Annotated in this window: 11 protein-coding genes and 2 riboswitches; of the genes, 6 read left to right on the top strand and 5 right to left on the bottom strand. The window is 64.2% G+C overall.

The window, feature by feature from the left end; all coding sequences use genetic code 11:
* Positions 1 to 54 precede the first annotated feature (54 nt).
* Positions 55 to 331: riboswitch (cobalamin riboswitch) on the top strand.
* 164 nt (positions 332 to 495) lie between these two features.
* From cobW to G3N95_RS21345, 6 genes are all read left to right on the top strand, one after another.
* Positions 496 to 1,593, top strand: coding sequence for a cobalamin biosynthesis protein CobW (gene cobW / locus G3N95_RS21320; protein ID WP_205972049.1), 1,098 nt, complete (start codon positions 496 to 498; stop codon positions 1,591 to 1,593).
* A 10-nt stretch (positions 1,594 to 1,603) separates the two neighbouring features.
* Complete coding sequence (cobN, locus tag G3N95_RS21325; RefSeq protein ID WP_205972050.1) at positions 1,604 to 5,416, top strand: cobaltochelatase subunit CobN; 3,813 nt, start codon at positions 1,604 to 1,606, stop codon at positions 5,414 to 5,416.
* Entirely contained in the window at positions 5,413 to 6,462 is a 1,050-nt protein-coding gene (locus tag G3N95_RS21330) for an ATP-binding protein (RefSeq protein ID WP_205972051.1), read from the top strand. Before cobN ends, G3N95_RS21330 begins: the two co-directional genes overlap by 4 nt.
* A 29-nt stretch (positions 6,463 to 6,491) precedes the next feature.
* Positions 6,492 to 7,130 (top strand): VWA domain-containing protein, encoded by a 639-nt coding sequence (locus tag G3N95_RS21335; protein WP_205972052.1) that lies wholly within the window; start codon positions 6,492 to 6,494, stop codon positions 7,128 to 7,130.
* 552 nt (positions 7,131 to 7,682) lie between these two features.
* Positions 7,683 to 18,200: a YadA-like family protein gene (locus tag G3N95_RS21340; RefSeq protein ID WP_346778388.1), complete on the top strand. Its 10,518-nt coding sequence runs from the start codon at positions 7,683 to 7,685 to the stop codon at positions 18,198 to 18,200.
* 51 nt (positions 18,201 to 18,251) lie between these two features.
* Entirely contained in the window at positions 18,252 to 19,391 is a 1,140-nt protein-coding gene (locus G3N95_RS21345; protein ID WP_205972054.1) for an OmpA family protein, read from the top strand.
* A gap of 111 nt (positions 19,392 to 19,502) precedes the next feature.
* On the opposite strand, the gene G3N95_RS21350 is transcribed toward G3N95_RS21345, so the two are convergent.
* From G3N95_RS21350 to cobG, 5 genes are all read right to left on the bottom strand, one after another.
* Positions 19,503 to 20,456: a flagellar brake protein gene (locus G3N95_RS21350; protein WP_205972055.1), complete on the bottom strand. Its 954-nt coding sequence runs from the start codon at positions 20,454 to 20,456 to the stop codon at positions 19,503 to 19,505.
* 161 nt (positions 20,457 to 20,617) lie between these two features.
* On the bottom strand, positions 20,618 to 22,345 hold the full coding sequence (gene cobJ, locus G3N95_RS21355; RefSeq protein WP_241018796.1) for a precorrin-3B C(17)-methyltransferase: 1,728 nt from the start codon (positions 22,343 to 22,345) through the stop codon (positions 20,618 to 20,620).
* Positions 22,333 to 23,088, bottom strand: a complete 756-nt coding sequence (locus G3N95_RS21360) for a precorrin-2 C(20)-methyltransferase (RefSeq protein ID WP_205972056.1) — start codon at positions 23,086 to 23,088, stop codon at positions 22,333 to 22,335. The genes cobJ and G3N95_RS21360 overlap by 13 nt, the downstream gene beginning before the upstream one ends.
* The gene (locus G3N95_RS21365; protein ID WP_205972057.1) at positions 23,089 to 23,715 is read right to left on the bottom strand and encodes a precorrin-8X methylmutase; all 627 of its coding nucleotides are present in this window, start codon (positions 23,713 to 23,715) and stop codon (positions 23,089 to 23,091) included. It abuts the gene before it with no gap.
* Positions 23,708 to 25,093, bottom strand: a complete 1,386-nt coding sequence (cobG, locus tag G3N95_RS21370) for a precorrin-3B synthase (protein ID WP_205972058.1) — start codon at positions 25,091 to 25,093, stop codon at positions 23,708 to 23,710. Before cobG ends, G3N95_RS21365 begins: the two co-directional genes overlap by 8 nt.
* A gap of 85 nt (positions 25,094 to 25,178) precedes the next feature.
* Positions 25,179 to 25,366: riboswitch (cobalamin riboswitch) on the bottom strand.
* Positions 25,367 to 25,399: the final 33 nt, after the last annotated feature.

Consider the following 25,399-nt stretch of genomic DNA (forward strand, 5'->3'; position numbering starts at 1 on the left):
CGAGTCGCTCCCGAGTTTCTCCCATGCTTCCTTGACGCTACCTGCCTGCGGGCCTAAACTCGCACGCACTCTGGTGCTCGCGCGCGCTGTCTGCGCGCGCAGTTAAACGGGAAATAGCGGGCCTCGCCATGCTTCACAGCGGCGGGCCAAACTATGCTGCTCCCCGCAACGGTAGGTGAAGGCATCGCGCAGACGATGCAGAGCCGGCCTCGCTGCATGTGCGTCCAATAGCGGCCCATGCGGAAAAATCCACTGCGCGAAAACGCTCGCGCGGGAAGGAGAGGCGGCGCTTTCACCAGCCCGGATACCGGCCAGGGTAGACGCGCCACGCTGCGGGGATGCGGCACGGCGTTCACGATTCCTCATGCGTCGCCGCGCGGTTCTTACCGTGCCGCGCGGTTTTTCGTCCCCGTGCATCACTTACGACAGCGCGCGCCCGCTATGCGGCGCGCGACTTCAAGGTCACTCGAACGACCTTCGAGCTACGGAGCCATCATGCAGACTCAGATGCGCAAGATTCCCGTGACGATCGTCACGGGCTTTCTCGGCAGCGGCAAAACGACGTTGATGCGTCACATCCTTCAACACGCGGGCGGACTGCGCATCGCGGTGATCGTCAACGAGTTCGGCGAGCTGGGCATCGACGGTGAGATTCTCAAGGGCTGCGGCATCGGTTGCGACGAGAACGGCAATGAGACGGAAGGCCAGTTGTACGAGCTGGCCAACGGCTGCCTGTGCTGCACCGTGCAGGAAGAGTTCTTCCCTGTGATGGAGCAGCTCGTCGAACGGCGCGGGCAGATCGATCACGTGCTGATCGAAACGTCGGGCCTCGCGTTGCCGAAGCCGCTCGTGCAGGCGTTCAACTGGCCGTCCATCAAGAACAGTTTCACCGTCGATGCCGTCGTCACCGTGGTCGAAGGTCCTGCCGTCGCGAGCGGGCAGTTTGCGGAAGATCCCGTTGCCGTCGACAAGCAGCGCAAGGCCGATCCCAATCTCGATCATGAATCGCCGCTGCACGAACTGTTCGAAGACCAGTTGTCGGCTGCCGATCTCGTGATTCTCAACAAGACCGATCTGCTTGACGATGCACAACAGGCGAGCGTCGAGGCCGTGCTTCGAGAAGAGATTCCGCCGCAGGTGAAGGTGGTGCGCGCGACGATGGGGCAACTCGATCTGCACGCGCTGCTCGGACTCGAATCCGCATCGGAAGAGACGATTCATCTGCGCCACGACCATCACGGTTCCGCCGACGATCCCGAGCACGCCGATCATCACCACGACGAGTTCGATTCCGTGGTCGTCACGGCCGGCGCGCCGTCGCGCGACATCATGATCGCGGCGTTGCAGCGGGTGGTGGAAGGGCACACGATCTATCGCGTGAAAGGCTTTGCCGCGCTGCCGGGCGCTCCGATGCGGCTCGTGATTCAGGGCGTGGGCCGACGCTTCGACAGCTATTTCGACCGGCGCTGGCAGCAGGGTGAAATCGATGCATCGGCGCTCAGCCGCTTCGTGCTGATCGGCGAAGATCTCGATCAGCCCACATTGCAGCGCGCGCTCGACGAAGCGCTCAGCACTCAGGCGCAACAGGTTTAAGGGCGTTCCGATGCATTTGCTGCGCACCGTCCCGGGCGGTTTCGTCGACGATACGAAAGGCGTGATCCGTATCGATCAGAAGCCCGCGGACATCGTGATCCTGAGTTCCGCCGACACCACGCTGTCTCTGCTCGCGAGCGTCGTGACGCGTCTGGGCGACGGCTTCCCGAGCGTGCGGCTCGCGAATGTCACGTATCTGCGGCAGCCGGCATCGGTGGACTTCTATGTCGACGACGTGTTGCAGCATGCGCGCGTCGTCGTCGTCGATCATCTTGGCGGCGAGGCTTATTGGCCGTATGGGATCGAACAGGTCGTCGCACTCGCGCAGCGCAAGCAGCAGACGCTCGCGATGTTTTCCGGCGACTTGCAGGAAGATCCGAATCTGCTCGCGCGCAGCACGGCCGATGCGGACCTGTGTCATCAGTTGTGGCGCTATCTGCGCGAGGGCGGCCCGCACAACGCCGAATCGTTCATGCGCTGCATCGCGTGGCGCGCGCTGGGCTGGGGCAAGGAGCCTGCACCGCCGAGTCCGTTGCCCGCTGCCGCGCTCTATCATCCCGCGCGCGACGTCGCGACCATCGAAGACTGGCAGACACGCTGGACGCCGGGTGCGCCCGTCGTCGCGATCCTGTTCTACAAGGCGCATTTGCAGGCGGCCAACACGGCCGTGTTCGATGCGCTGATCGACGCGCTCGAAGCGCGCGGCATGAATCCGTTGCCCGTCGCGATCACGTCGCTGAAAGATGCGATCAGCCGCGATGTCGTGCAGCAGCTTGCCGCGCAGCACAGTATCGCGCTCGTGCTGAACACGACGGCGTTCGCGGCTTCCGCGATCGACGATCCCGAGCCGCTCGAACTGGCCGGCGACGCGCCTGTGATGCAGGTGATCCTGAGCGGCGGCAATCGCGAAGACTGGGTGAACGACAACCACGGCCTCAATTCGCGTGACATCGCGATGCACGTCGCGCTGCCCGAAGTGGACGGCCGCATCATCACGCGCGCGATCAGCTTCAAGGGCCTCGCGTATCGCTGTCCGCATACGGAAGTGGACGTGGTGCGCTATCAGCCGGATCACGAGCGCGTCGCGTTCATCGCGGAGTTGAGCGAGCGCTGGTGCAAGCTGCGCCGCACGACGAACGCGGACAAGAAGCTCGCGCTGATCCTCGCGAACTATCCGATGAGCGAAGGACGCATCGGCAATGGCGTCGGACTGGATACGCCCGCGTCTGTCGTGAACATTCTCGCGATGCTGCGCGAAGAGGGCTATCGCGTCGAGGACGTTCCTGCTAACGGCGACGCGTTGATGGACGCGTTGACGCAAGGCGTGACGAACGATCCCGTCGTGCGCGATCTGCGCCCTGCGTTGCAAAGCCTCGCGTTGAGCGATTACAACGCGTACTTTGCGCGATTGCCGCAAGCGCTGCGCGATGCGTTGAACGCGAAATGGGGTACGCCGGAGCAGGACCCGACGTTGCGGCGCGGGCGCTTCATGATCGCCGGCTGGCGATGCGGGCATGTGTTCATCGGCATCCAGCCGCCGCGCACGCGCGAACAGAACGATTATGCGAGCTATCACGATGCCGAACTCGTGCCGCCGCACGCATATCTTGCGTTCTATTTCTGGCTGCGCCATCAGTTCAATATCGATGCTGTCGTGCATGTGGGCAAGCACGGCAATCTGGAATGGCTGCCGGGCAAGAGCGTGGCGTTGAGCGATGCGTGCTGGCCCGATGCGATTCTCGGGCCGCTGCCGCATCTTTATCCGTTCATCGTCAACGATCCGGGTGAGGGCAGCCAGGCGAAGCGGCGCACACAGGCCGTGATCGTCGATCATCTGATGCCGCCTCTCACGCGCGCGGAAAACTACGGGCCTTTGCAGGATCTCGAACGGCAGGTCGATGAATACTACGACGCGCTGATGGTGGATCCGCGTCGCGCGAAGCTGTTGCGCAAGACGATCCTCGATACGATCGTGAAGCATCGGCTGCATGAAGAGCTGAGTCTCGCGGCACCGAGCGATGCGGACGCCGAAGACATATTGCTGACCAGGGTCGATGCGTGGCTGTGCGAGTTGAAGGAAGCACAGATACGCGATGGCTTGCATACGTTCGGACAATCGCCGGCAGGCGTGCAGCGGCGCGATACGCTGCTCGCGCTCGCGCGTTTTCCGGTCGGTGATGGTCAAGGTGCGAAGGCTGGGCTGATCGATGCATTGGCGCGCGATCTGGATGTCGATCGTATCTTCGATCCGTTGTCGGCGGATTGGGCCGCGGAGTGGAACGGTCCGCGTCCCGCCATGTTGCGGCAGGTCAGCGACGCGCCGTGGCGTCATAACGGCGACACACGCGAACGGCTCGAATTGCTTGCGGCGACGTTGCTCGATGAGATGTGCGGGATGGCTGATGAAGATACGCGTGGAATCGCAATCGCAGTCGTGGATGAACTGCCGCAAACGTCGCGCGTGCTTGAACGTGTGCGAGACGCGATTCTGCCGAGTCTCGATGCATGTGGCGCACATGAGTTGATGCATCTGAAGCGGGGGCTCGAAGGGCGTTTCGTGCCGCCTGGCCCGAGTGGTTCGCCTTCGCGTGGACGTCCCGACGTGCTGCCGACGGGACGCAACTTCTATTCCGTCGATACGCGCGCCGTTCCGACGCAAGCGGCGTGGTCGCTTGGATTGAAATCGGCGCAGACTTTGATCGAGCGTCACTTGCAGGAGCATGGCGATTATCCGCGCGCGATCGGACTGTCGGTGTGGGGCACGGCGACGATGCGCACGGGTGGCGACGATATCGCGCAGGCACTGGCGCTGCTCGGCGTGCGCCCGAAATGGGCGCCGGGCAGTCATCGCGTGACGGACTTCGAGATCATGCCGATCGCGGCGTTCGATCGTCCGCGTATCGACGTGACGTTGCGTGTGTCCGGCTTCTTCCGCGATGCGTTTGCGAACGTGATGCATCTGTTCGATGCCGCCGTTCAGGCCGTCGCCGAACTCGACGAACCCGAAGACGTGAATCCCATTCGCGCGCGCGTGATGCGCGAGCGCGATGCGTGGATCGAACGTGGCGTCGCGCCCGGCGAAGCGCGCAGGCGCGCGGGCTTTCGTGTATTCAGTGCGCGGCCGGGCTCATATGGCGCGGGTTTGCAGCAGATGATCGACACGCGGCAATGGCAGACAGATGCCGATCTCGCGAACGCGTATCTGTCGTGGGGCGGTTATGCGTACACGCAGAAGCGTTCGGGCGAGGAAGCGCGCCACGCATTCGGCACGCGGCTCGCGGCGATGGACGTCGTGTTGCAGAACCAGGACAACCGCGAGCACGATATCCTCGATTCGAACGATTACTCCCAGTTTCAGGGCGGTATGACGGCGGCCGTGCGGCATCTCGCGGGCGCGCAGCCGCATGTGTATCACGCGGATCACAGCAACCCGGATGCGCCGCGCGTTCGTGCGCTGCATGAAGAGATCGCGCGCGTGATCCGTTCCCGCGTCGTGAATCCGAAATGGCTCGATGGCGTGAAGCGGCATGGGTACAAGGGCGCGGCGGAAATCGCGGCGACGGTCGATTATCTCTATGGCTACGATGCGACCGCGCGCGTCGTGACCGATCATCAATATGCGCTGGTCGCCGATGCCTATCTGAACGATGCCGACACGCGCGAGTTCATGCAGCGGCACAATCCACACGCGATGCACGGCGTCTGCGAGCGGCTGCTCGAAGCGATGCAACGCGGCCTATGGCAAGAACCCGGCGACTATCGCGCGCAAGTCGAACAGCATCTGCTGGATAGCGAACAGCACATCGAAGGATCACGATCATGAGCGAAGCCAATGCGCCGCGCGCGGTGTTTCCGTTTTCTGCATTGATCGGTCAGGCACCGTTGCAACAGGCGCTGCTGCTCGCGGCCGTCGATCCGGGCATCGGCGGCGTGCTGGTGAGCGGTCCGCGCGGCACCGCAAAATCGACGGCGGCGCGTGCGCTCGCCGAGTTGCTGCCGGAAGGCGAGTTCGTTACGTTGCCGCTTGGTGCGAGCGAAGACCGGTTGATCGGTACGCTCGATATCGAATCCGTGTTGCGCGATTCATCCGTGCGTTTCTCGCCGGGGCTTTTGGCGAAGGCACATCGCGGCGTGTTGTATGTCGATGAAGTGAATCTGTTGCCGGATGGACTCGTCGATGTGCTGCTCGATGCTGCTGCGAGCGGCGTGAACACGGTTGAACGCGATGGCGTGTCGCATACGCACGATGCGCGCTTCGTGCTGATCGGGACAATGAATCCTGAAGAGGGCGAGTTGCGGCCGCAGTTGACCGACCGTTTCGGTTTGATGGTTACGCTCGAGAACTGTTATGAGCCGCAAACGCGGCAGGCGATCGTCAAGGCGCGGCTGGCGTTCGATCTCGATGCTACGGGGTTTCGCGCGCAGCACGAAGCGCAGCAGCATGCGCATGTTCAGCGCTTGCGCGACGCGCGTGAGGCATTGGCGAGTCTTTCGTTCCGCGACGATGTTCATGCACGCGTGAGTGAACTGTGTATTGCGGCGGGCGTCGATGGCTTGCGGGCGGACCTCGTGATGTTGAAGGCCGCGCGTGCTCTGGCTGCTTTGGAAAATGCCGACGCCGTGACTGTCGAGCATGTGGAGCGTGTCGCTGATTCGGTGCTGATGCATCGGCGGCGATTCGATGATGAAGCGCAAGCGTCCGATGATGACGGTTCGCGCGGTTCATCGTCTTCCTCCGCCGGCAAGGATCATTCGGCTGCGTCCGGTTCGAGCAGTTCCAACGAAAGCGATTACGGCTATCTGCCGCCCGAACCGACGGGCATCGCGCGCGTCAAGGGCGTCATTCCGCTTCCGGCAAAAAAACACTAGGCCATCGGAAGGGCGCAGCCGCGCGTGCAATGCGCAGCGGTTTTCGGTGGCGGCAAGGCGCGGGCGATGCGGCGCTCGATGGCGCGGCTACGGCTCGTGTCGACTGGCCACGCACACTTGCCGCGAAACGCAATGAGCGTTTGACTGCCGATCATTTCCGCTTTGTGCGCGAGGAAGCACAAGGCGGCGTGCTGCATTGCTTTTTGCTGGATTGCTCGGCTTCGATGATGGCCGGGCAGAGGCTCGCGCTTGCCAAGGGCATTCTTGTCGCGCTGTTCGATCAGGCGCGTATCGCACGCGCCGAGGTCGCGCTGGTTTGCTTCGGCGGCGATGGGGCGCGTGTGCGCCTGCGGCCTACCGTGCCGCGCTGGTGGAACGAGCGATGGATCGAGCCCGTGGGTGGTGGCGGTGGGACGCCGCTGGTATCCGGCGTCGAGACGGCGGCAGGGTTGCTCCAGCAGGCCGCGTTGGTAAAGCCTGCGCAGCAGCGCTGGCTGTGGATTCTCACCGATGGGCGCAGTAGCGGGACGCCCGTTCGTCCTTCCGATGCGGATCGCGTCGTATTCGTTGATTTCGACGACGGGCAGGTACGGCTTGATCGATGCGCTCACCTCGCAAACGCGTGGGACGCTGACTCCATTGCTTATCGGGTATTCGCTCGCGTTTAAGCTAGTTAAACCGGAATCTGCCTCGTTGATCGCGATTCCATTCGACACGCCGTGCGTTTCTTGAAGCGCGGGCGATTGTCTCTCGCGCAGCCTCAAGCATTCGATATTGCGTTCGCCAAGAACGAGCAAGACTGTGCATTCGAATAAGTCCGACATCGTCGGCATGCTTCGAATTTCTTCTATTTCCGCATTCATTTAATGTAGTACTACTTCGAAATGTGGTGAGACGTATTCTCTGTTCAGAGTTGTCCTATTACTGATTGTTTCCGGTTTTCATACCGTTCAGGGCGCGTCGGTCAATGCCGTGCGAGGTAGCTATTTCTTTGTGCGTTGGCGAGAGAGATTGCTATTCATGCGTGGTCATCCACACGCGATCGTTTGAAGAGATGGGTTTTCCACCTAATCGCTGCAGATTTAGAGAAATATCAGTTCAGGTAAATAGGATAACGAATGAATAAGACGTATAGATCGGTCTGGAATGACGCGACGGGAACCTGGATGGCGGTACAAGAGAACGCCAAGGGTCGCGGCAAGACGAAAACTCGAACGGCAATGAGCGTGCTTGCTACAGGAGCAAGTCTTTTTGCATCCTTGTCGGCGCATGCGGGCGGGGTCGACGGAGGCTCCGCTATTGGATACGCGGAAGCTCTCGGCGGTAACAGCCTTGCGAACGCATATGGTGCCGTTGCACTGGGCCAGTCGGCGTCGGCCACTGCCTCGTTTGCGGTTTCCTTAGGCACGTCGAGCGTCGCAAGTGGATATGAGTCCACGGCCGTAGGTTTTGCGTTCGCCACTGCATCAGATGCGTCCGCTTTCGGTGAACATACAGTTGCAAATGGGACGAATTCGACAGCGTTGGGATCGTATTCCACAGCGTCAGGGACGAATTCGACTAGCGTAGGCATGTCGAGCACTGCCACAGGCTATAACTCAATCGCATTGGGTGGGAACTCGACGGCCGTCGGTTCGAACTCGGTCGCGCTGGGTTCGAATTCGGTCGCGAATTCGACGACTCTTAGCTTGACCGGCTTCGCACCGGGCGGCGCCACGCTATCGGGCTCCGCGGCAGCAGGCGAGGTATCGGTCGGCAGCACGGGTGCGGCGCGCCGCATCACGAACGTTGCAGCCGGTTATTCGGCAACCGACGCCGTCAACGTCAGCCAGTTGATGGCCGAAGACGGACGCGTCAACAATCTCAGTAACACCGTCAATAACCTCGGCAACGGCAGCAACACCAGCAGCCTCAAATACTTCCACGCCAATTCGACGGCGGCGGATTCGACGGCAACCGGCACGGAGGCTGTTGCAATCGGTGGCGCGGCAGTGGCGAGCGCGACCGGCGATGTGTCGATTGGCGGCGGTGCACAGGCAAACGGCTCGATGGCGAGCGTCGCCGTCGGCTATCAGGCCAACGCGAACGGCGACAACGTCTGGGGCGCAAACACGGCACTCGGCGCGTACGCGACGACGACGGGTTACGAAGGCACGGCAATCGGCTATGCGACCAAGGCGGCGAGCAACGCGGTCGCCGTCGGCTACACCTCGAATGCCGCCAGCGGTTCGGTGGCGATGGGCTACGTCGCTGCTGCCACGGGCAGTTCGGCTATCGCCTTGGGCCAGTCGGCGACGGCTGCGGCGCAGAACGCAATCGCAATGGGCACGGGTGCGAATGCGACCACCTCGAACTCGGTGGCGCTGGGTTCGAACTCGGTCGCGAACTCGACGACGCTCGGCTCGGCCGGCTTCGCACCGGGCGGCGCCACGATCTCGGGCTCGACGGCAGCGGGTGAGTTGTCGGTCGGCAGCTCGGGTGCGGCGCGCCGCATCACGAATGTCGCAGCCGGCTATTCGGCAACCGACGCCGTCAACGTCAGCCAGTTGATGGCCGAAGACGGCCGCGTCAACAACCTCAGCAATACCGTCAACAATATCGGCAGTACGCCGACCAGCCTCAAGTACTTCCACGCCAATTCGACGATGGCGGATTCGAGTGCAAGCGGCGCGGAGGCTGTTGCAATTGGCGGTGGGGCAGTCGCAAGCAATGGCGCCGCGACAGCGATTGGTCTTGGCGCCTCGGCTTCGGCGGATCACAGCCTCGCCGTCGGCGCTAACTCCACAGCGGCGGGTTCCCAGTCAGTCGCCGTGGGTTCTGCCGCGCGCGCGTTGGCCTCGCAAAGCTCTGCATTCGGCGATCTGACAACCGCAAGCGGACTGTATTCGGTCGTTGTCGGTACGCAATCGACAGCCTCCGGTCAGAGCGCGCTCGCGGTCGGCGACACGGCTATCGCTTCGGGTAACGGCTCGTCCGCTTTCGGTCAGAAGGCAAACGCAGTCGGCTCGAACTCGGTCGCGCTGGGTTCGAACTCGGTCGCGAACTCGACGACGCTTGCATCGAGCGGCTTCAATCCGGGCGGCGCGGCGATCGCGGCTGCGACGGCTGCGGGCGGTGAACTTTCGATCGGCCAGGCAAGCGCAGAGCGTCGCATCACGAACGTCGCAGCCGGCTACTCGGCAACGGATGCCGTGAACCTCAGCCAGTTGATGTCGGAAGACGCGAAGGTCAACGCGCAAGGCGTGTCGACGGCAGCGGCGTTCGGCGGCGGCGCGTCGTACAACACGACGACGGGCGCGATCACGAACCCGACGTACAACATGAGCGGCACGACGTTCAACAACGTCGCGGGTGCGCTGACGAACCTCGACGCACGCGTCAACAACATCGGCAGTACGCCGACCAGCCTCAAGTACTTCCACGCCAATTCGGCGCTGGCGGATTCGAGTGCGACGGCCAGCGATGCTGTTGCAATCGGTGGTGCGGCAGTCGCAAGCTCGGGTGCCGCGACAGCGCTTGGAGCGGGCGCCTCGGCGACAGGCGGTTGGGGTGTCGCCGTTGGCAACGTCTCCACAGCGGTGGGCGATTCGGCGGTCGCCGTTGGCGTTGCAGCGCGGGCGTTGACCGATCAAAGTTCTGCGTTCGGCGACACGACACTGGCAAGCGGGCTGTATTCGGTCGTTGTCGGTACGCAATCGACAGCCTCCGGTCAGAGCGCGCTCGCGGTCGGCGACACGGCCATCGCTTCGGGTAACGGCTCGTCCGCTATCGGTCAGAAGGCAAACGCAGTTGGCTCGAACTCGGTCGCGCTGGGTTCGAACTCGGTCGCGAACGCGACGACGCTTGCATCGAGCGGTTTCAATCCGGGCGGCGCGGCGATCGCAGCCGCGACGGCTGCGGGCGGTGAACTTTCGATCGGCAAGGCAGGCGCAGAGCGTCGCATCACGAACGTCGCAGCCGGCTACTCGGCAACGGATGCGGTCAACCTCAGCCAGTTGATGTCGGAAGACGCGAAGGTCAACGCGGAAGGCGCATCGACAGCCGCAGCACTGGGCGGCGGGGCGACCTATAACACGACGACGGGCGCGATCACGAACCCGACGTACAACATGAGCGGCACGACGTTCAACAACGTCGCGGGTGCGTTGACGAACATCGATGCGCGTGTCACCAACCTGGGTAACAACGTCACGAACATCGACGCGCGCGTTACCAACCTGGGCAACAACGTCACGAACGTCACCAACACGGTGAACAACATCGTGAACGGCGGCGGCATCAAGTACTTCCACGCCAATTCGGCGCTGGCGGATTCGAGTGCGACGGCCAGCGATGCTGTTGCAATCGGTGGTGCGGCAGTCGCAAGCTCGGGTGCCGCGACAGCGCTTGGAGCGGGCGCCTCGGCGACAGGCGGTTGGGGTGTCGCCGTTGGCAACGTCTCCACAGCGGTGGGCGATTCGGCGGTCGCCGTTGGCGTTGCAGCGCGGGCGTTGACCGATCAAAGTTCTGCGTTCGGCGACACGACACTGGCAAGCGGGCTGTATTCGGTCGTTGTCGGTACGCAATCGACAGCCTCCGGTCAGAGCGCGCTCGCGGTCGGCGACACGGCCATCGCTTCGGGTAACGGCTCGTCCGCTATCGGTCAGAAGGCAAACGCAGTTGGCTCGAACTCGGTCGCGCTGGGTTCGAACTCGGTCGCGAACGCGACGACGCTAGCATCGAGCGGTTTCAATCCGGGCGGCGCGGCGATCTCGGCTGCGAGCGCTGCGGGCGGTGAACTTTCGATCGGCAAGGCAGGCGCAGAGCGTCGCATCACGAACGTCGCAGCCGGCTACTCGGCAACGGATGCGGTCAACCTCAGCCAGTTGATGGCGGAAGACGGACGGGTCAATAACCTCAGCAACACCGTCAACAACCTCGGCAACGGCGTCAACCCCGGCAACCTGAAGTACTTCCACGCGAATTCGACGCTGGCAGACTCGACGGTGACGGGTACGGACAGCGTTGCAGCAGGTCCGGCGGCATCGGCTAGCGCAAGCAGTGCAGTGGCATTGGGCGCGAACTCGGTGGCGGATCGCGCGAATACGGTGTCGGTCGGCTCGTCGACGGCACAGCGCCAGATCGTCAACATGGCAGCCGGTACGGCGGCAACGGACGCCGTCAACGTGTCGCAGCTTTCGGGCGTCACAACGGCACTGGGCGGCGGTGCATCGGTGAAGGCGGATGGGTCCATCGCACAGCCGACGTTCAACGTCTACAACCAGACGTATACCAATGTCGGCGATGCGCTTGCCAGCATCAACAACAATACGTCGAACATTGTTCAGAACCTGAAGTACATCAAGTTCGGTCAGAGCAATGCGGCATCGGCGCAGGCGTCGGGTAGCGATTCTGTGGCTATCGGCGGCAACGCTATCTCTAGTGCGGATGGCGCGGTTGCGATCGGGCGCAGTGCGCTTGCCAGCGGCGTGAACTCTGTGGCGCTGGGTTACGGTTCTCAGGCTACGGATCCCAACACGTTTGCCGTGGGTAACGCGTTTACGCAGCGCCGCATCGTCAACGTGGCCGACGGCATCAGTGCCACCGATGCGGCGACGGTCGGACAGGTGAACTCGGATATCCAGACGGCGATCGCCAATCTCAATCTGAGCACGGTACAAGCCAAGCCGGCAATGCTCACGTCGTCGGTACGGTCGACGCAGCTTCTGGGCGCCAGCTCGACTTCGAGCCTGACGCCGGATCAGATGATCGTCGCGGGACCGACGAACAAGGGCGGCATGATGACGGCGTCGGGTACCGATTCGCTCGCAATCGGCCTGAACTCCCAGTCGACGGCAGACTATGCGGTCGCAATCGGCGGCAATGCACAGGTGCTCGGCACGTCTTCCGTCGGTATCGGCCAGCTGGTCGCGGTGGACGGCGTCAACTCCGTTGCGATCGGTACGAACGTGTCGGCAATGGCGGACAACGCAATTGCAATCGGCAATAACGCTACGACCGTACTGGCTAACGGCGGCATCGCCATCGGTAACAACACGAAGGTGGGTGGCCCGAACACGCTCGCAATCGGCACCAACATCATCGCGTCGGGTTCCAACAGCGTCACGCTGGGTTATGGCAGCGCGGACGGCGCTCGTGCCAATGTTGTCTCGGTCGGTAGCGGTACGCAGCAACGCCAGATCATCAACGTCGCAGCAGGATATGCGGCAACCGACGCCGTCAACGTCTCGCAGCTTACGGGCGTGACGAAGGCACTGGGCGGCGGCGCAACGGTCAACCCGACGACGGGCGCGATCGTGGCACCGACGTACAACGTCGCGGGTAACACGTTCAACAACGTAGGCGCTGCACTGACTGCACTCGACGCAGGCGAGACGGCGATCAACAACAACGTGATGAACGTCACCAACGTGGTGAACAACATCACGAACGGCGGTGGCATCAAGTACTTCCACACGAACTCGACGCTGGCTGATTCGGCGGCGAAGGGCGTGGATTCGGTTGCAATCGGCGGCAATGCGGTCGCGAACACGTCGAACTCGGTGGCGCTTGGTTCCAATTCGGTGGCAAGCTCGGCCACGCTGTCGACGGCAGGCTTCGCACCGGGCGGCTTCTCGATCTCGGGTTCCACGGCAGCAGGTGAAGTGTCGATCGGCGCGCAAGGTGCAGAACGCCGCATCACGAACGTCGCGGCAGGTTACTCGGCAACGGATGCGGTAAACGTCAGCCAGTTGATGGCGGAAGACCAGAAGGTCAACGGCGTCAGCAACAACCTGAGCAACCTGAGCAACACCGTCAACAACATGGCGGCCGGCGGCGGCAGTATGAAGTACTTCCACGCCAACTCGTCGCTGGTGGATTCGGTGGCATCGGGCACGAACGCAATCGCTGTGGGCCCGCAAGCGACCGCTGCAGGCACCAACGCAATCGCGGTGGGCTACAACGCCAGCGCAACGGCGGCGAACTCGGTGGCGCTGGGTACGAACTCGACGACCACGGCCAACCTGTCGGCAGCCGCGTATAACCCGGGTAGCGCAACGCTGTCGGGCACGACGGCAGCAGGCGAAGTCTCGGTGGGCTACGCAGGCGCAGAGCGTCGCATCACGAACCTGGCAGCAGGCTCGGCGGCAACGGATGCGGTGAACGTCAGCCAGCTGATGTCGGAAGACGCGAAGGTCAACGCTCAAGGTGTGGCGACGGCAGCAGCGTTGGGCGGCGGTTCGTCGTACAACCCGTCGAACGGCTCGATCACGAACCCGACGTACAACGTTGCAGGCGCGACCTACAACAACGTCGCAGGTGCACTGACGGGCGTCGATGGTCGTATGAACAACCTCGGCAACTCGATCACGTACCTCAACAACGTCTTCAACAACAACGTCATCAACGGCGGAGGCATCAAGTACTTCCACGCGAACTCGACGCTGGCGGACTCGACGGCATCGGGTGCGAACGCGGTGGCGATCGGCGGTGCAGCCATTGCTTCGGCGGCGAACTCGGTGGCGCTGGGTACGAACTCGACGACCACGGCCAACCTGTCGGCAGCCGCGTATAACCCGGGTAGCGCAACGCTGTCGGGCACGACGGCAGCAGGCGAAGTCTCGGTGGGCTACGCAGGCGCAGAGCGTCGCATCACGAACCTGGCAGCAGGCTCGGCGGCAACGGATGCGGTGAACGTCAGCCAGCTGATGTCGGAAGACGCCAAGGTCAACGCAGAAGGTGCAGCTACGGCAGCAGCGCTGGGCGGCGGTTCGACCTACAACCCGTCGAACGGCTCGATCACGAACCCGACGTACAACGTCGCAGGTTCGACGTCGAACAACGTCGCGGGCGCGCTGACCAGCATTGATGCACGCATCAACAACATCAATCTCGGCGGCGGCATCAAGTACTTCCACGCGAACTCGACGCTGGCGGATTCGACGGCATCGGGTGCGAATTCGGTGGCGATCGGCGGTGCTGCCATTTCGTCGGCCTCGAACTCGGTGGCGCTGGGCGCAAGCTCGACGACCACGGCCAACCTGTCGGCCGCTGCGTTCAATCCGGGTAGCGGCACGCTGGCAGGCGCAACGGCTGCGGGCGAAGTGTCCGTGGGCAATGCAAGCCTCGCTCGCCGTGTGACGAACGTCGCAGCAGGCGCGGCGGCAACGGATGCGGTGAACGTCAGCCAGTTGATGGCGGAAGACGCGAAGGTCAACAACGTCGGCAACAACCTGTCGAACCTGACCAACGTCGTCAACAACATCAGCAGCGGCGGCGCGAACATGAAGTACTTCCAGGTGAACTCGTCACTGGCGGGTGCATCGGCAACGGGTACGGATAGTGTCGCGGCAGGTCCGAACGCTATGGCGACGGCAAGCAACGCAGTCGCGTTGGGTGCCAACTCGCTGGCTGATCGTGCGAGCACGGTGTCGGTGGGCTCATCGAGCGCGCAACGCCAGGTCGTGAACATGGCTGCCGGTACGAACGCGACCGATGCGGTCAACGTGTCGCAGCTCGCAGGCGTCACGGCGGCGCTGGGTGCAGGCGCGTCGGTCAATCCGACGACGGGCGCAATCGTTGCTCCGGCGTACAACGTGCTTGGCGCGACCTATTCGAACGTCGGCGACGCGCTGGGGGCCTTCCTGAGCGCATCGAGCAACTTGCAGACGAACCTGAAGTACATCAACTTCGGTCCGAGCACGGCAGCAAAATCGCAGGCATCCGGTACGGATTCCATCGCGATCGGCGGCAACGCTATCGCGAGTGCGAATGGTGCGCTCGCGATCGGACGCGGTTCGATTGCCAGCGCGTTGAACACGGTTGCGATCGGTTACGGCTCGCAGGCTTCCGACATCAACACCTTCGCGGTGGGCAATGCCTTCACGCAGCGTCGTATTGTGAACGTGGCCGATGGTGTCAACGCAACGGACGCAGCCACGGTTGGCCAGGTGAACTCGGATATCCAATCGGCCATCGCCAATCTGAATCTGAGTTCGACGGTATCTCAGCCGAAGCTGCTTTCGTCGTCAGTCAGGTCGACCGCATTGTTGGGCGACCCCATCAATTCGAGTCTGACACCTGATCAGATGCTGGTCGCGGGACCGACGAACAAGGGCGGCATGATGACGGCGTCGGGTACCGATTCGCTCGCGATCGGCCTGAACTCCCAGTCGACGGCTGACTATGCGGTCGCAATCGGCGGCAATGCGCAAGTGCTCGGCACGTCTTCCGTCGGTATCGGCCAGCAGGTCGCCGTGGACGGCGTGGGTTCTGTCGCGATCGGGACGAACGTCTCGGCGATGGCGAACAACGCAATCGCAATTGGCACCAACAGCACGACGGTCCTGGCCGACAACGCCATGGCGATCGGCAGTAATGTGAAGGTCGGTGGCCCGAACACGCTGGGCATCGGTGCGAACATTGTCGCGTCGGGTTCGAATAGCGTCGTGCTCGGTTACGCCAGTGCCGACGGCGGCCGTGCCAACGTGCTCGCCGTGGGTAGCAGTTCGCTGCAACGCCAGATCATCAACGTCGCAGCAGGCACGCAGAAGACTGATGCCGTCAACGTCTCGCAGCTCACGGGCGCAGTCAGCGCACTGGGCGGCGGCGCAACGATCAACCCGACCACGGGCGCAGTCGTGGCACCGGCCTACTCGCTGGCAGGCAGCACCTACGTCAACGTAGGCGCAGCGTTGTCGTCGCTGGATACGCGTATCGCATCGGGCGGCGATCCGCTCGCTGTCGACTACGACACCCAGACGAAGGATCAGATCACGCTGAAGGGCGCGAACGGCACGAAGATCACCGGTCTGACGGCAGGCGCGTTGAATGCAACCAGCACGGAAGCAGTCAACGGTTCTCAGCTGTTCGCACAGGGCGCATCGACGGCTCAGGCGCTGGGCGGCGGCGCGTCGGTCAATACGACGACGGGCGCGATCACGGCTCCGCAGTACACGTTCGGCGGCTCGACGTACACCAACGTCGGCGAAGCGCTGTCGGCACTGAGCAACGCTGCGGGATCGGGCAATGTACTGGGTGTCGTGTATGACGACGCCACCAACAGCCAGATCACGCTGAAGGGCGCCAACGGCACGAAGATCACCAAGCTGGCAGCAGGCGACGTGAACGCATCCAGCTCGGATGCCGTGAACGGCACGCAGCTGTACAACGTGGCGGCTTCGGCTGCGAACGTGATCGGCGGCGGTTCGACGGTGAACAGCGACGGTACGATCAGCAACCCGACGTTCAATGTCGGCGGTACGACGGTGACCAACGTCGCCGGCGCGATCACGAACCTCGACGCGCGTGTCATTGCGAACAGCACGGACATCACGAACCTGACGACGCAGATCAACAAGGGCGGCATCGGTCTCGTGACGCAGGACGGTCCGGGCAGCAATATCCTCGTTGCATCGAAGACGGACGGTTCGATCGTCGACTTTACGGGTACGGCCGGCCAACGCGTCCTCACGGGTGTAGCGGCAGGCAAGGTGAACGCGGCGAGCTTCGACGCGGTGAACGGCTCGCAGCTGTACAACGTGGCGGCATCGGCGGCGAACGTGATCGGCGGCGGTTCGACGGTGAACAGCAACGGCACGATCAGCAACCCGACGTACATCGTGGGCGGCAAGACGGTCACGACGATCGGCGGTGCGATCACCAACCTCGACGCCCGTGTCTATGCGAACAGCACGGACATCACGAACCTGCAGACGCAGATCAACGAAGTCGGCACCGGCATGGTTACGCAGGACAAGCCGGGCAGCAACATCCTCGTTGCGTCGAAGACGGACGGTTCGGTTGTCGACTTCACGGGTACGGCGGGCGCTCGCGTTCTGTCGGGTGTCGCAGCAGGCGTAGCGACAACGGATGCTGTCAACGTCGGCCAGTTGCAGGCGGCGGGCATCATCGACCCGGCCGGCAAGACGAAGGCTGTCGTGACGTACGACACGAAGTCCGACGGTTCGACCGACTACAGCAGCATCACGCTGGGTGACGGTACGTCCAACGCGGCACCTGTGACGATCCACAACGTCGCAGCGGGCACGCAGTCGAACGATGCGGTCAACTACTCGCAGTACGCGGCGTTGCAGGCTCAGGTCAACAACATCACGAACGCGGGTACGGGTGTCGATACGCTGTTCGTCGGCGACGGCGACCGCAGCACCGAGGCAGCCAAGGCAAGTGGCACGCACGCCACCGCAATGGGTGCGCTCGCAAACGCGTCGGGCAACACGTCGACGGCAATCGGCGCGAACTCGACGGCGAGCGGCAACAACTCCGTTGCCCTCGGCGCGGGTTCCGTCGCGGATCAGGACAACACGGTGTCGGTCGGCTCGGCTACGCAGCAGCGCCGCGTCACGAACGTCGCCGCGGGTACCTCGTCCACGGACGCCGTCAACGTTGGCCAGTTGAACGACGCGATTGCGCAGGCAAACGCATCGGTCGACGACAAGGTCACCCAGGGTGTCCAGTCCGCGAACGCGTACACGAACCAGCAGATCAACAACCTCGACAAGAAGATGAACTCGCTCGGCGCGGCGGCGATGGCGGCAACGTCGCTGATCCCGAATGCACGGGCAGAGGGCAACTTCCAGATGTCGGCGGCTGCGGGTACGTATGGCGGCGCTGCTGCCATCGCGCTCGGTGCGAACTACTGGGTCAGCGACCGTTTGCTGGTGAACGCGCACGTGACCCGCTCGACGGGCTACGGCGCAAGCACGGGCGCTTCGGTCGGCGCGACGTTCGGGTTCTAAAGGCGTGACCAGCCCGCCGCGCGATGAGCGCGGCGGGCGGGGAGAAAAACGATGAAAACACCAAAACTACGCGGCCCGGTCTTCATGACGCTCGCCGCGACGCTGGCGGCGGCTTTTGCCGCACCGGCGTTCGCGGACAGCATCTCGAGTCAGGTCCAGGCGCTGACGCCATTGGCGCAGCGCATCGCCGATCCTTATCGGCGCGGGGCGGCCGAAGGCTTCCTCGAAATCGCGGAGCGGCAGGATAGTCATGTGCTCGTTTCGCATGTGTACAACGATGCGGCGAACCGTGCGCTCGGCGATGCACGCTTTCTGATCGACAACGGCGCGCCGTGGCAGGCGTTGTACGCGGCGAAGAACTGGCCGACCCGCGAGAAGTGGGTGCAGGCGATCCGTGAGATCGAAGCCACCAACGCCCGCGCGGCGTCATCGACGTGCAAGGGCGAATCGGCAGGGCGTCTGCTCGCGTTGACGGACGAAGTCTGGAAAGAGCAGGACGAAACGCACGGCACGCACTGGGTGCACGGCTGGGAGGCGATCGAGCGCGCGAAGAAGCTGAGCGTGCAGGTCAACGACGAGCTCGACCATTGCGCACCGCCGCCTCCGCCGCCTCCGGCTGCGGAGACGCCGCTGCCCGAGAAGCCGATCTCGCTGTCCGCGGATGCGCTGTTCGATTTCGACAGCGCGAAGCTGAAGGCGGAAGGCATCGAGGCCGTCGACTTGCTCGCGTTGAACCTGAAGCGTGTGAAGGCAATCGACGTCGTCACCGTGATCGGCTATACGGACCGCTTCGGCTCGGTCGCGCACAACCGCGATCTGTCGCGGCGCCGCGCGCAGGCCGTCGCCGACGCGTTGAAGCAGCGCGGCGTGGATGCTGTGCGCTTCGACGTGCGAGGCGCGGGTTCGACGGCGCCTGTGGTCATGTGCCCGGGGCCGAAGAAGTCTTCCGTGATCGCGTGTCTGGCGCCGAACCGGCGCGTGGAGATTCGCGTGAGCGGGCAGACTGCCGCTTCCGTGCCCGCGCAGGAGGCGGGTTCGCAGCGGATGGCGCAAGCGCCGCAGCCGACCCAGCCTCAGCGTGCTCAGGCGCCAGCGCAACAGCAGCCGTTGCCGCTTGCGCAGCAGCAGTTGCAGCTGCGCAAGCAGTGGCAGATGCCGACGCAGTCGCAACCGGCGCCGGCACAGCCGTAACGACACGCAACGTAACCTCGGGGCCGCATGCCGTTCGTGCGGTCCACAAGGCAAACGGCCCGGTCATCAGCGATGACCGGGCCGTTTTTCTATTGGACCGAGCCGGGTTCCTTACTTCGGACCACTCGTCCAGAAGATCACATCGTCGATCCGGTCGAAGACGTAGACCTTCAGCGCCATCTGCTCGACCTGATCGAGCTTCTCGAATTCGATGCCGTGCGTCGACGGGTCACCGGGTGCCGGGCCCGCCTGCACATTGCGGATGATCGCCGTGGTTTCGATCGACGTCTCCAGATCCTTCGAGCGCAGCGTGAACGCAACGCGGATGCGCTTGCCGACTTCGCCGACCGTCCACGGCGCGGAGAACGACATGCCCATCGCGCTCACGCTTTGCACGAGGCCGAGGCTTTCGTAGCCCGTGCCGTCCGCGTCGATGCCGAAGCGCAGCGGCAGGTTCGCGCGCACGCGCACCGACTTGCGCTCGCGCAGACGGCGGACCACGCCCGGCTTCGACAGCACGAGATAGTGGAAAGGCACCTGGCAAACGGAATCGACGGTACACACGAAGCGGAACACGGCCTGGCTCGCAATCGCGACGATCTCGACGTTTTCGCCGACGGCCAGCTGCATCGCCTTGCCGTCGACGAGCGGCGGCGTCACGAACAGCGACTCGTTCGGCGCGAAGCCGATGATGCGCGACGGATGCATCGGCGCACCCATTCCCACTTGCGAACGCACGCCGATCAGCGCACCGATGGTCAGGTGCATGTCCTTCAGCGCGAGCGAATCGGCGTCGGCCTGCTGTTTGGCGGCGGACAGGGCAGCGGCCGAGCCCCCTTGCGTGACCGCGCTCAGGTCGCCGCGCTGTGGCTTGAAGTGCTGGAACAGAAAACGGTGTTCCTCTGCGCCGATCACGACCGCGCCGCGTTCGAACAGCAGCGTGCCGTCGCTATCGACGACCGGGAACGCGAGCGGCTCGCCGACGGGCACGGCGTCGGGCGCGAGCTGACGGGACGGGACGGGCGCGTCTGCGACTGTGTCGACGGTGTCTTCACTGGTTTGCATGCTGGACGAATGAAGCTTTGGCTGGAGATAACTGCTGTATACGTCGCGTTTCTGAAAAACTTTAATTTCTTTTTAAACGCGTTATCAAACTGCCATTCAGCAGGCTATTCAGTCGACATAACCCGTTGATTTAAAGCGGACGAAAACGTTTAATCTCGTGTTCATTCATACCAGCGCGGCGTGTAAACCCACTCCCGGCCGTCCTCGGCGGCGCGGAACGCACGCGTGGCCGACGAGCCGACGATGACCATCGTGCGCATATCGACATCGCCGGATTTCAGTTCGGCGAGTGTCGTGGTTTTCAATGTCGCACCGGGCCGTCCAATATCGCGGCCGAGTACTACCACGGTCGACGGTGCGCGAAAATCGCGCACGATATCGAGCGCCTTGTCGAGTTGCCAGGGGCGGGCGCGTGAAATCGGGTTATAGAACGCCATCACCAGATCGGCTTCGGCCGCATGCCGCAGACGCGTTTCGATCACGTCCCATGGCTTCAGGTTGTCCGACAGGGACAGCACGCAGAAATCGTGACCGAGCGGCGCGCCCGCCTGCGCGGCCGTCGCGAATGCGGCCGACACGCCGGGCACGATCTCCAGTTCGACGGCGGACCACGTCGCGTAGTGCGCGTCGGCCTGCGCTTCGTCGAGCGCTTCGAGCACGGCGGCTGCCATCGCGAACACACCCGGATCGCCCGATGAAACCATCGCGACATGACGCCCCGCGCTGGCCAGTTCGAAAGCATGGCGCGCGCGCTGCATTTCCTCCCGATTGTCGGTGCCGTGCACGCGCTGATCCGTGCGGAACGGGCCCGCCATCTTCACGTAGGTTTCGTAGCCGAGGATGTCGGTCGCCTGCGTCAGCGCCGCGCGCGCCGCGGGCGCCATCAGCGATGCATCGCCGGGACCGAGGCCGATCACGCTCAGCTTGCCGCGTGCGCGGCCCACGGTCGCGGGATCGAGCGGCCCATGGGCGGCGGCGAATGCGATGGAGGTGCCCGCGTCGAATGGGGCGTGCGGTACGCGCAAGGTCTGGCGGAGCATGTCAGCCGCGTTGCTCGCGCCGTCGCTGTCGGCTGCGAAGCGCAACGCGACTTGCAGCGCGTCCGCCGCTTCTCGAAGCGCGGGATCGCCGAGCCGCGAAGCCGGAGCGAGCAGCACCGCCAGCGATGGCGCGGCCAGCCCTTGCGCGCGCGCCGCTTCCAGCAGGCGTTCGTGCAAGGCGTCGCCCGTCACGTTTGCATCGACCACGACGACCACGCTGCGCGGATGGATCACCAGTTCGTCCGTCGCGCCGCTCCACGCGAGCGGCGTCACGCGAATCGTGCGGCGGGCGTCGTCGGCGCGCGGAAGTTGCACGTCGTCGAGCCACGGCGCGTCGCCTTCGATACGCGTCGCTTCACCCGCGAGCAAATCCGACACGAAGCGCTTGCCCTGGTCGAGGCTCGCGAGCGCGTAGCCTTCGGGCGGATTCAGCACGCACGCGCCGAAGCGCAGTTCGCCGCTCGTCGTGATCGCGGGCGGCACATCGAGGGCCGTGGCGATCTCGCGCGCCATCACGTTCACGCCGGACAGCCCGCCGAGCAGCGGCACGACGGCACTGCCGTCTTCCGCGACGGCGAGCACAGGCGGCTCCGCCCCCTTGTTCGACAGCAGCGGCGCCACGCAGCGGATCACGATACCCGCCGCGCACAGCGCCACGATGGGCGTGCCGCTCGCATACAGTTCGCGCAGATGCTCGCCGAGCTCGGCATACGCGACATCGGCTTCGCTCACGCGCCCTTGCAGGCCATGCACCTTCGCGCCGTGGTAGAGCGCCTGCACGCGCCTCGCGGTGTCGAGCGCGCCGACGCCGAGTATCACGATCGCGGGCGGCGACGTCATCCTTGCCATTTTTCCCCCGGCACGACGAGCAGAGAGAAGTAGGGCGACGCCATCGGATCGACGTCGGCGAGCGGCACGATGCGCTGGTTGGCCATCGTCGCGCGCTCGACATACAGCGCGCGCTCCGCGAGACCGAGTTCGTCGAGCACGCGGCGCACCTTGTCGAAGTTGCGGCCGAGCTTCATCACGACGGCGGCGTCGGCGGCGGCGAGACGCCGCTTGAGTTCCTCTTCGGGCAGCACGCCCGACAGCACCGACAAGGTCTGGTTGCGGTACACGAGCGGCTGGCCGAGCACGGCCACGCCGCCGAGCATCGAGCACACGCCGGGCACGACTTCGGCCTCGAAACGCGGCGCGAGCCGGTTCGCGAGCCGGTCGTGCAGATACATGTACGAGCCGTAGAAGAACGGATCGCCTTCGCAGATTACAGCCACGTCGCGGCCCGCATCGAGATGCTTCGCGACGACTTCGGCCGCCGTATCGTAGAAGTCGGCGATGATCGCTTCATACGAGAGCGGCGGTTCGAGCGCCTCCGTCGTAACCGGATAGACGAGCGGCAACTGTTCCTGCTCGGCCGAGAGATGCGCCTCGATGATCGAGAACGCGTTGCCTTTCTTGCCCTTCGCGACGAAGTACGCGACCACGTGCGCCGACTTGAGCAGCCGCAGCGCCTTCACGGTGATCAGTTCCGGATCGCCGGGACCGACGCCGAGTCCGTAAAGCCGTCCGCGCGTGACGTTCTGTTCGGCCATTTATTCGACCTCCGTGGCGAGCGCGTTGACAGCGGCCGCGGCCATCGCGCTGCCGCCGCGTCGTCCGTGCACCGCGACGAAAGGCACGCCGCGGCTGTCGGCGGCGAGCATCGCCTTCGATTCCGCCGCGCCGACGAAGCCGACGGGGAAGCCGAGAATCAGCGCCGGGCGCGGCGCGCCGGCATCGAGCATGTCGAGCAGATAGAACAGCGAGGTCGGCGCGTTGCCGATCACGACGACGCTGCCTTCCAGATGCGGCCGCCACAGTTCGAGCGCGACGGCCGAGCGCGTGTTGCCGAGTTCGCGGGCAAGCGCGGGCACGGACGGATCGGCGAGCGTGCAGATCACGTCGTTGTTCGCGGGCAGCCGCGCGCGCGTGATGCCTTCGGCCACCATGCGGGCGTCGCACAGAATGGGCGCGCCGTTCGCCAGCGCGTTGCGTCCGGCGCGACCCGCGCCGTCCGAAAAACGCAGATCGCCGACGATATCGACCATGCCGCACGCGTGAATCACGCGTACGGCGAGCTTTTCGAGGTCGGCGGGAATGGCCGAGAGGTCGGCTTCCGCACGTATGGTCGCGAACGACTGGCGATAGATTTCTTGTCCGTCGCGAATGTAGTCAGGCATCGAATGGCTCATCAAAAGGGGGCACGGCGGACGTGTTCAGGAGGTCCGCCGCTTCGTCGATCGTCAGACCGCGCGCAAGCAGGCGGCCAAAGCCTGTCGATTCGCGCGGGTCGTGTGTGGTGTAGAGGTCGTAGCGGCCATCGTGCACCGCGAGCAGCGTGTACGGTGCGCGGTGCGCGGCCGCGCATGAACGCGGGCAGCCGCTCAGATGGACTTGCGTGTGTTCGGGTAAGCGCGCGGCGAGTCTCGCGGCGTCGGCTTTCGTGTCCGCGTGGCTCTTCGCGCAGCCTGTTGATCCGGCACAGGCGATCACGCGCGACAGCGGATTGTGCGTCGTGGTCACGAGGCCGAGTGCGTCGAGCGTTTGCAACGCGGCGTCGAGATTCGCTGTGTCGATGTTAGTGAGCAATATGCTTTGCCACGGGGTCATGCGCAGCGTCGCGCCTTGTGCTTGCGTGAGGGCGGCGAGACCGCGCAGCATGGCGCTGTTCATGCGGCCGAGCGGGGGCTGACCGCCGATGTGCCAGCGCTGGCCATCCTTTTGCCGACAGGAGCCGAATCTGCACGATGCATCGGCGGGCTCGCGGCGCCAGTTTTCGATCGACTCATCGCGCAGCACCCGTACGCCGCTTGCGCGTTCGGCATGCGCGAGCACGCGTTCGATTGAATGCGCCGCGATCACGTCACGCATGCGCGAGTGATCGGGCGCGGCGAGATCGAGGAACGTGTGCAGCAGCGCGCGCGTCAACGTGACCACGTCCGGCGCCGCGACGGCAGCTAACGCAGCGGCATGTTCCGAGGTCACAGGGGGGCAGCCTGCGAGACCGAACGCGAGCATGGGCTCCGCGCGATCGACTGGATGCATTGCCGAAAACCAGATGTCGTGCGGATGGTCGAGCATCATCAGACGCTCGCCGCCATCGAGCAGCAGCGCGAACTTCGGCGACAACGCCACGCAACGCGCGTCGTTTTGCAGCAAGGTCAGAAGATCGGCGGCGAGTGCGGTCGTGTCGTACAGCGCGTGTGCATCGCAGCCTGCGGCGGGGCTCGCCATCACGTTGCGCACGTCGTCGGCGTGAGCATGCGCCGCGTCGCGCGGACCGAGGCCCGCATCGAGCAGCGCCGCGATGAGTGCGTTTTCATGGCCGCGCTTCACGCCGCGCAGTTGCAGGTTCGCGCGATTGGTAATGTCGACGATGCCGGACGCGTGCTCGTCGATGGCGTCGGCGATGGCGAGCGCCTGGCTTGCGCTCGACTCGCCGCCCGCGAGCTTCACGCGGCAGATGCCGCCGTCCAGCGCGGGCACGATGCGCAGCAGCCCCGGACAGGCCGAAGGGCGCAAGGCGGAAGCGTCGGACGAATGGAAAGCGTGGCTCAAGGCATTACCGGGTTAACGTCGCGCGACGGCCCGGGCGTCTCGAAGGAGAGCGGCTCGGCATCGGTACACCCCGCCCGATGTTGGCTGGCACGAACGATTGGCCGGCAGGTTTCCTGACTAGTAGGTCATTGCCCATGCCGGCCTTCCCGGTCGATACCAGTGGCGCAAATTGGCGTGGACTCGCTGCATACAGTTGCGGGGGCAGTCACGGTCATCGCAGTGATGTGTGTTCCCTCTTAGGCCCCGAAAGGCACCGGCGAACGGGTATTATGCCTTTTTTCGAACAGTACAACGATGCCGCGGCCT

This window comes from Paraburkholderia sp. Tr-20389, assembly GCF_017104565.1.
Classification (GTDB): domain Bacteria; phylum Pseudomonadota; class Gammaproteobacteria; order Burkholderiales; family Burkholderiaceae; genus Paraburkholderia.

Bases quoted from the DNA above. Each gene is read 5' to 3' on its own strand.
- cobW (WP_205972049.1), top strand. From the start codon at position 496: ATGCAGACTCAGATGCGCAAGATTCCCGTGACGATCGTCACGGGCTTT.
- G3N95_RS21365 (WP_205972057.1), bottom strand. From the start codon at position 23,715: ATGCCTGACTACATTCGCGACGGACAAGAAATCTATCGCCAGTCGTTC.
- G3N95_RS21345 (WP_205972054.1), top strand. From the start codon at position 18,252: ATGAAAACACCAAAACTACGCGGCCCGGTCTTCATGACGCTCGCCGCG.
- G3N95_RS21350 (WP_205972055.1), bottom strand. From the start codon at position 20,456: ATGCAAACCAGTGAAGACACCGTCGACACAGTCGCAGACGCGCCCGTC.
- cobJ (WP_241018796.1), bottom strand. From the start codon at position 22,345: ATGGCAAGGATGACGTCGCCGCCCGCGATCGTGATACTCGGCGTCGGC.
- G3N95_RS21360 (WP_205972056.1), bottom strand. From the start codon at position 23,088: ATGGCCGAACAGAACGTCACGCGCGGACGGCTTTACGGACTCGGCGTC.
- G3N95_RS21340 (WP_346778388.1), top strand. From the start codon at position 7,683: ATGAGCGTGCTTGCTACAGGAGCAAGTCTTTTTGCATCCTTGTCGGCG.
- G3N95_RS21330 (WP_205972051.1), top strand. From the start codon at position 5,413: ATGAGCGAAGCCAATGCGCCGCGCGCGGTGTTTCCGTTTTCTGCATTG.
- G3N95_RS21335 (WP_205972052.1), top strand. From the start codon at position 6,492: ATGCGCAGCGGTTTTCGGTGGCGGCAAGGCGCGGGCGATGCGGCGCTC.
- cobN (WP_205972050.1), top strand. From the start codon at position 1,604: ATGCATTTGCTGCGCACCGTCCCGGGCGGTTTCGTCGACGATACGAAA.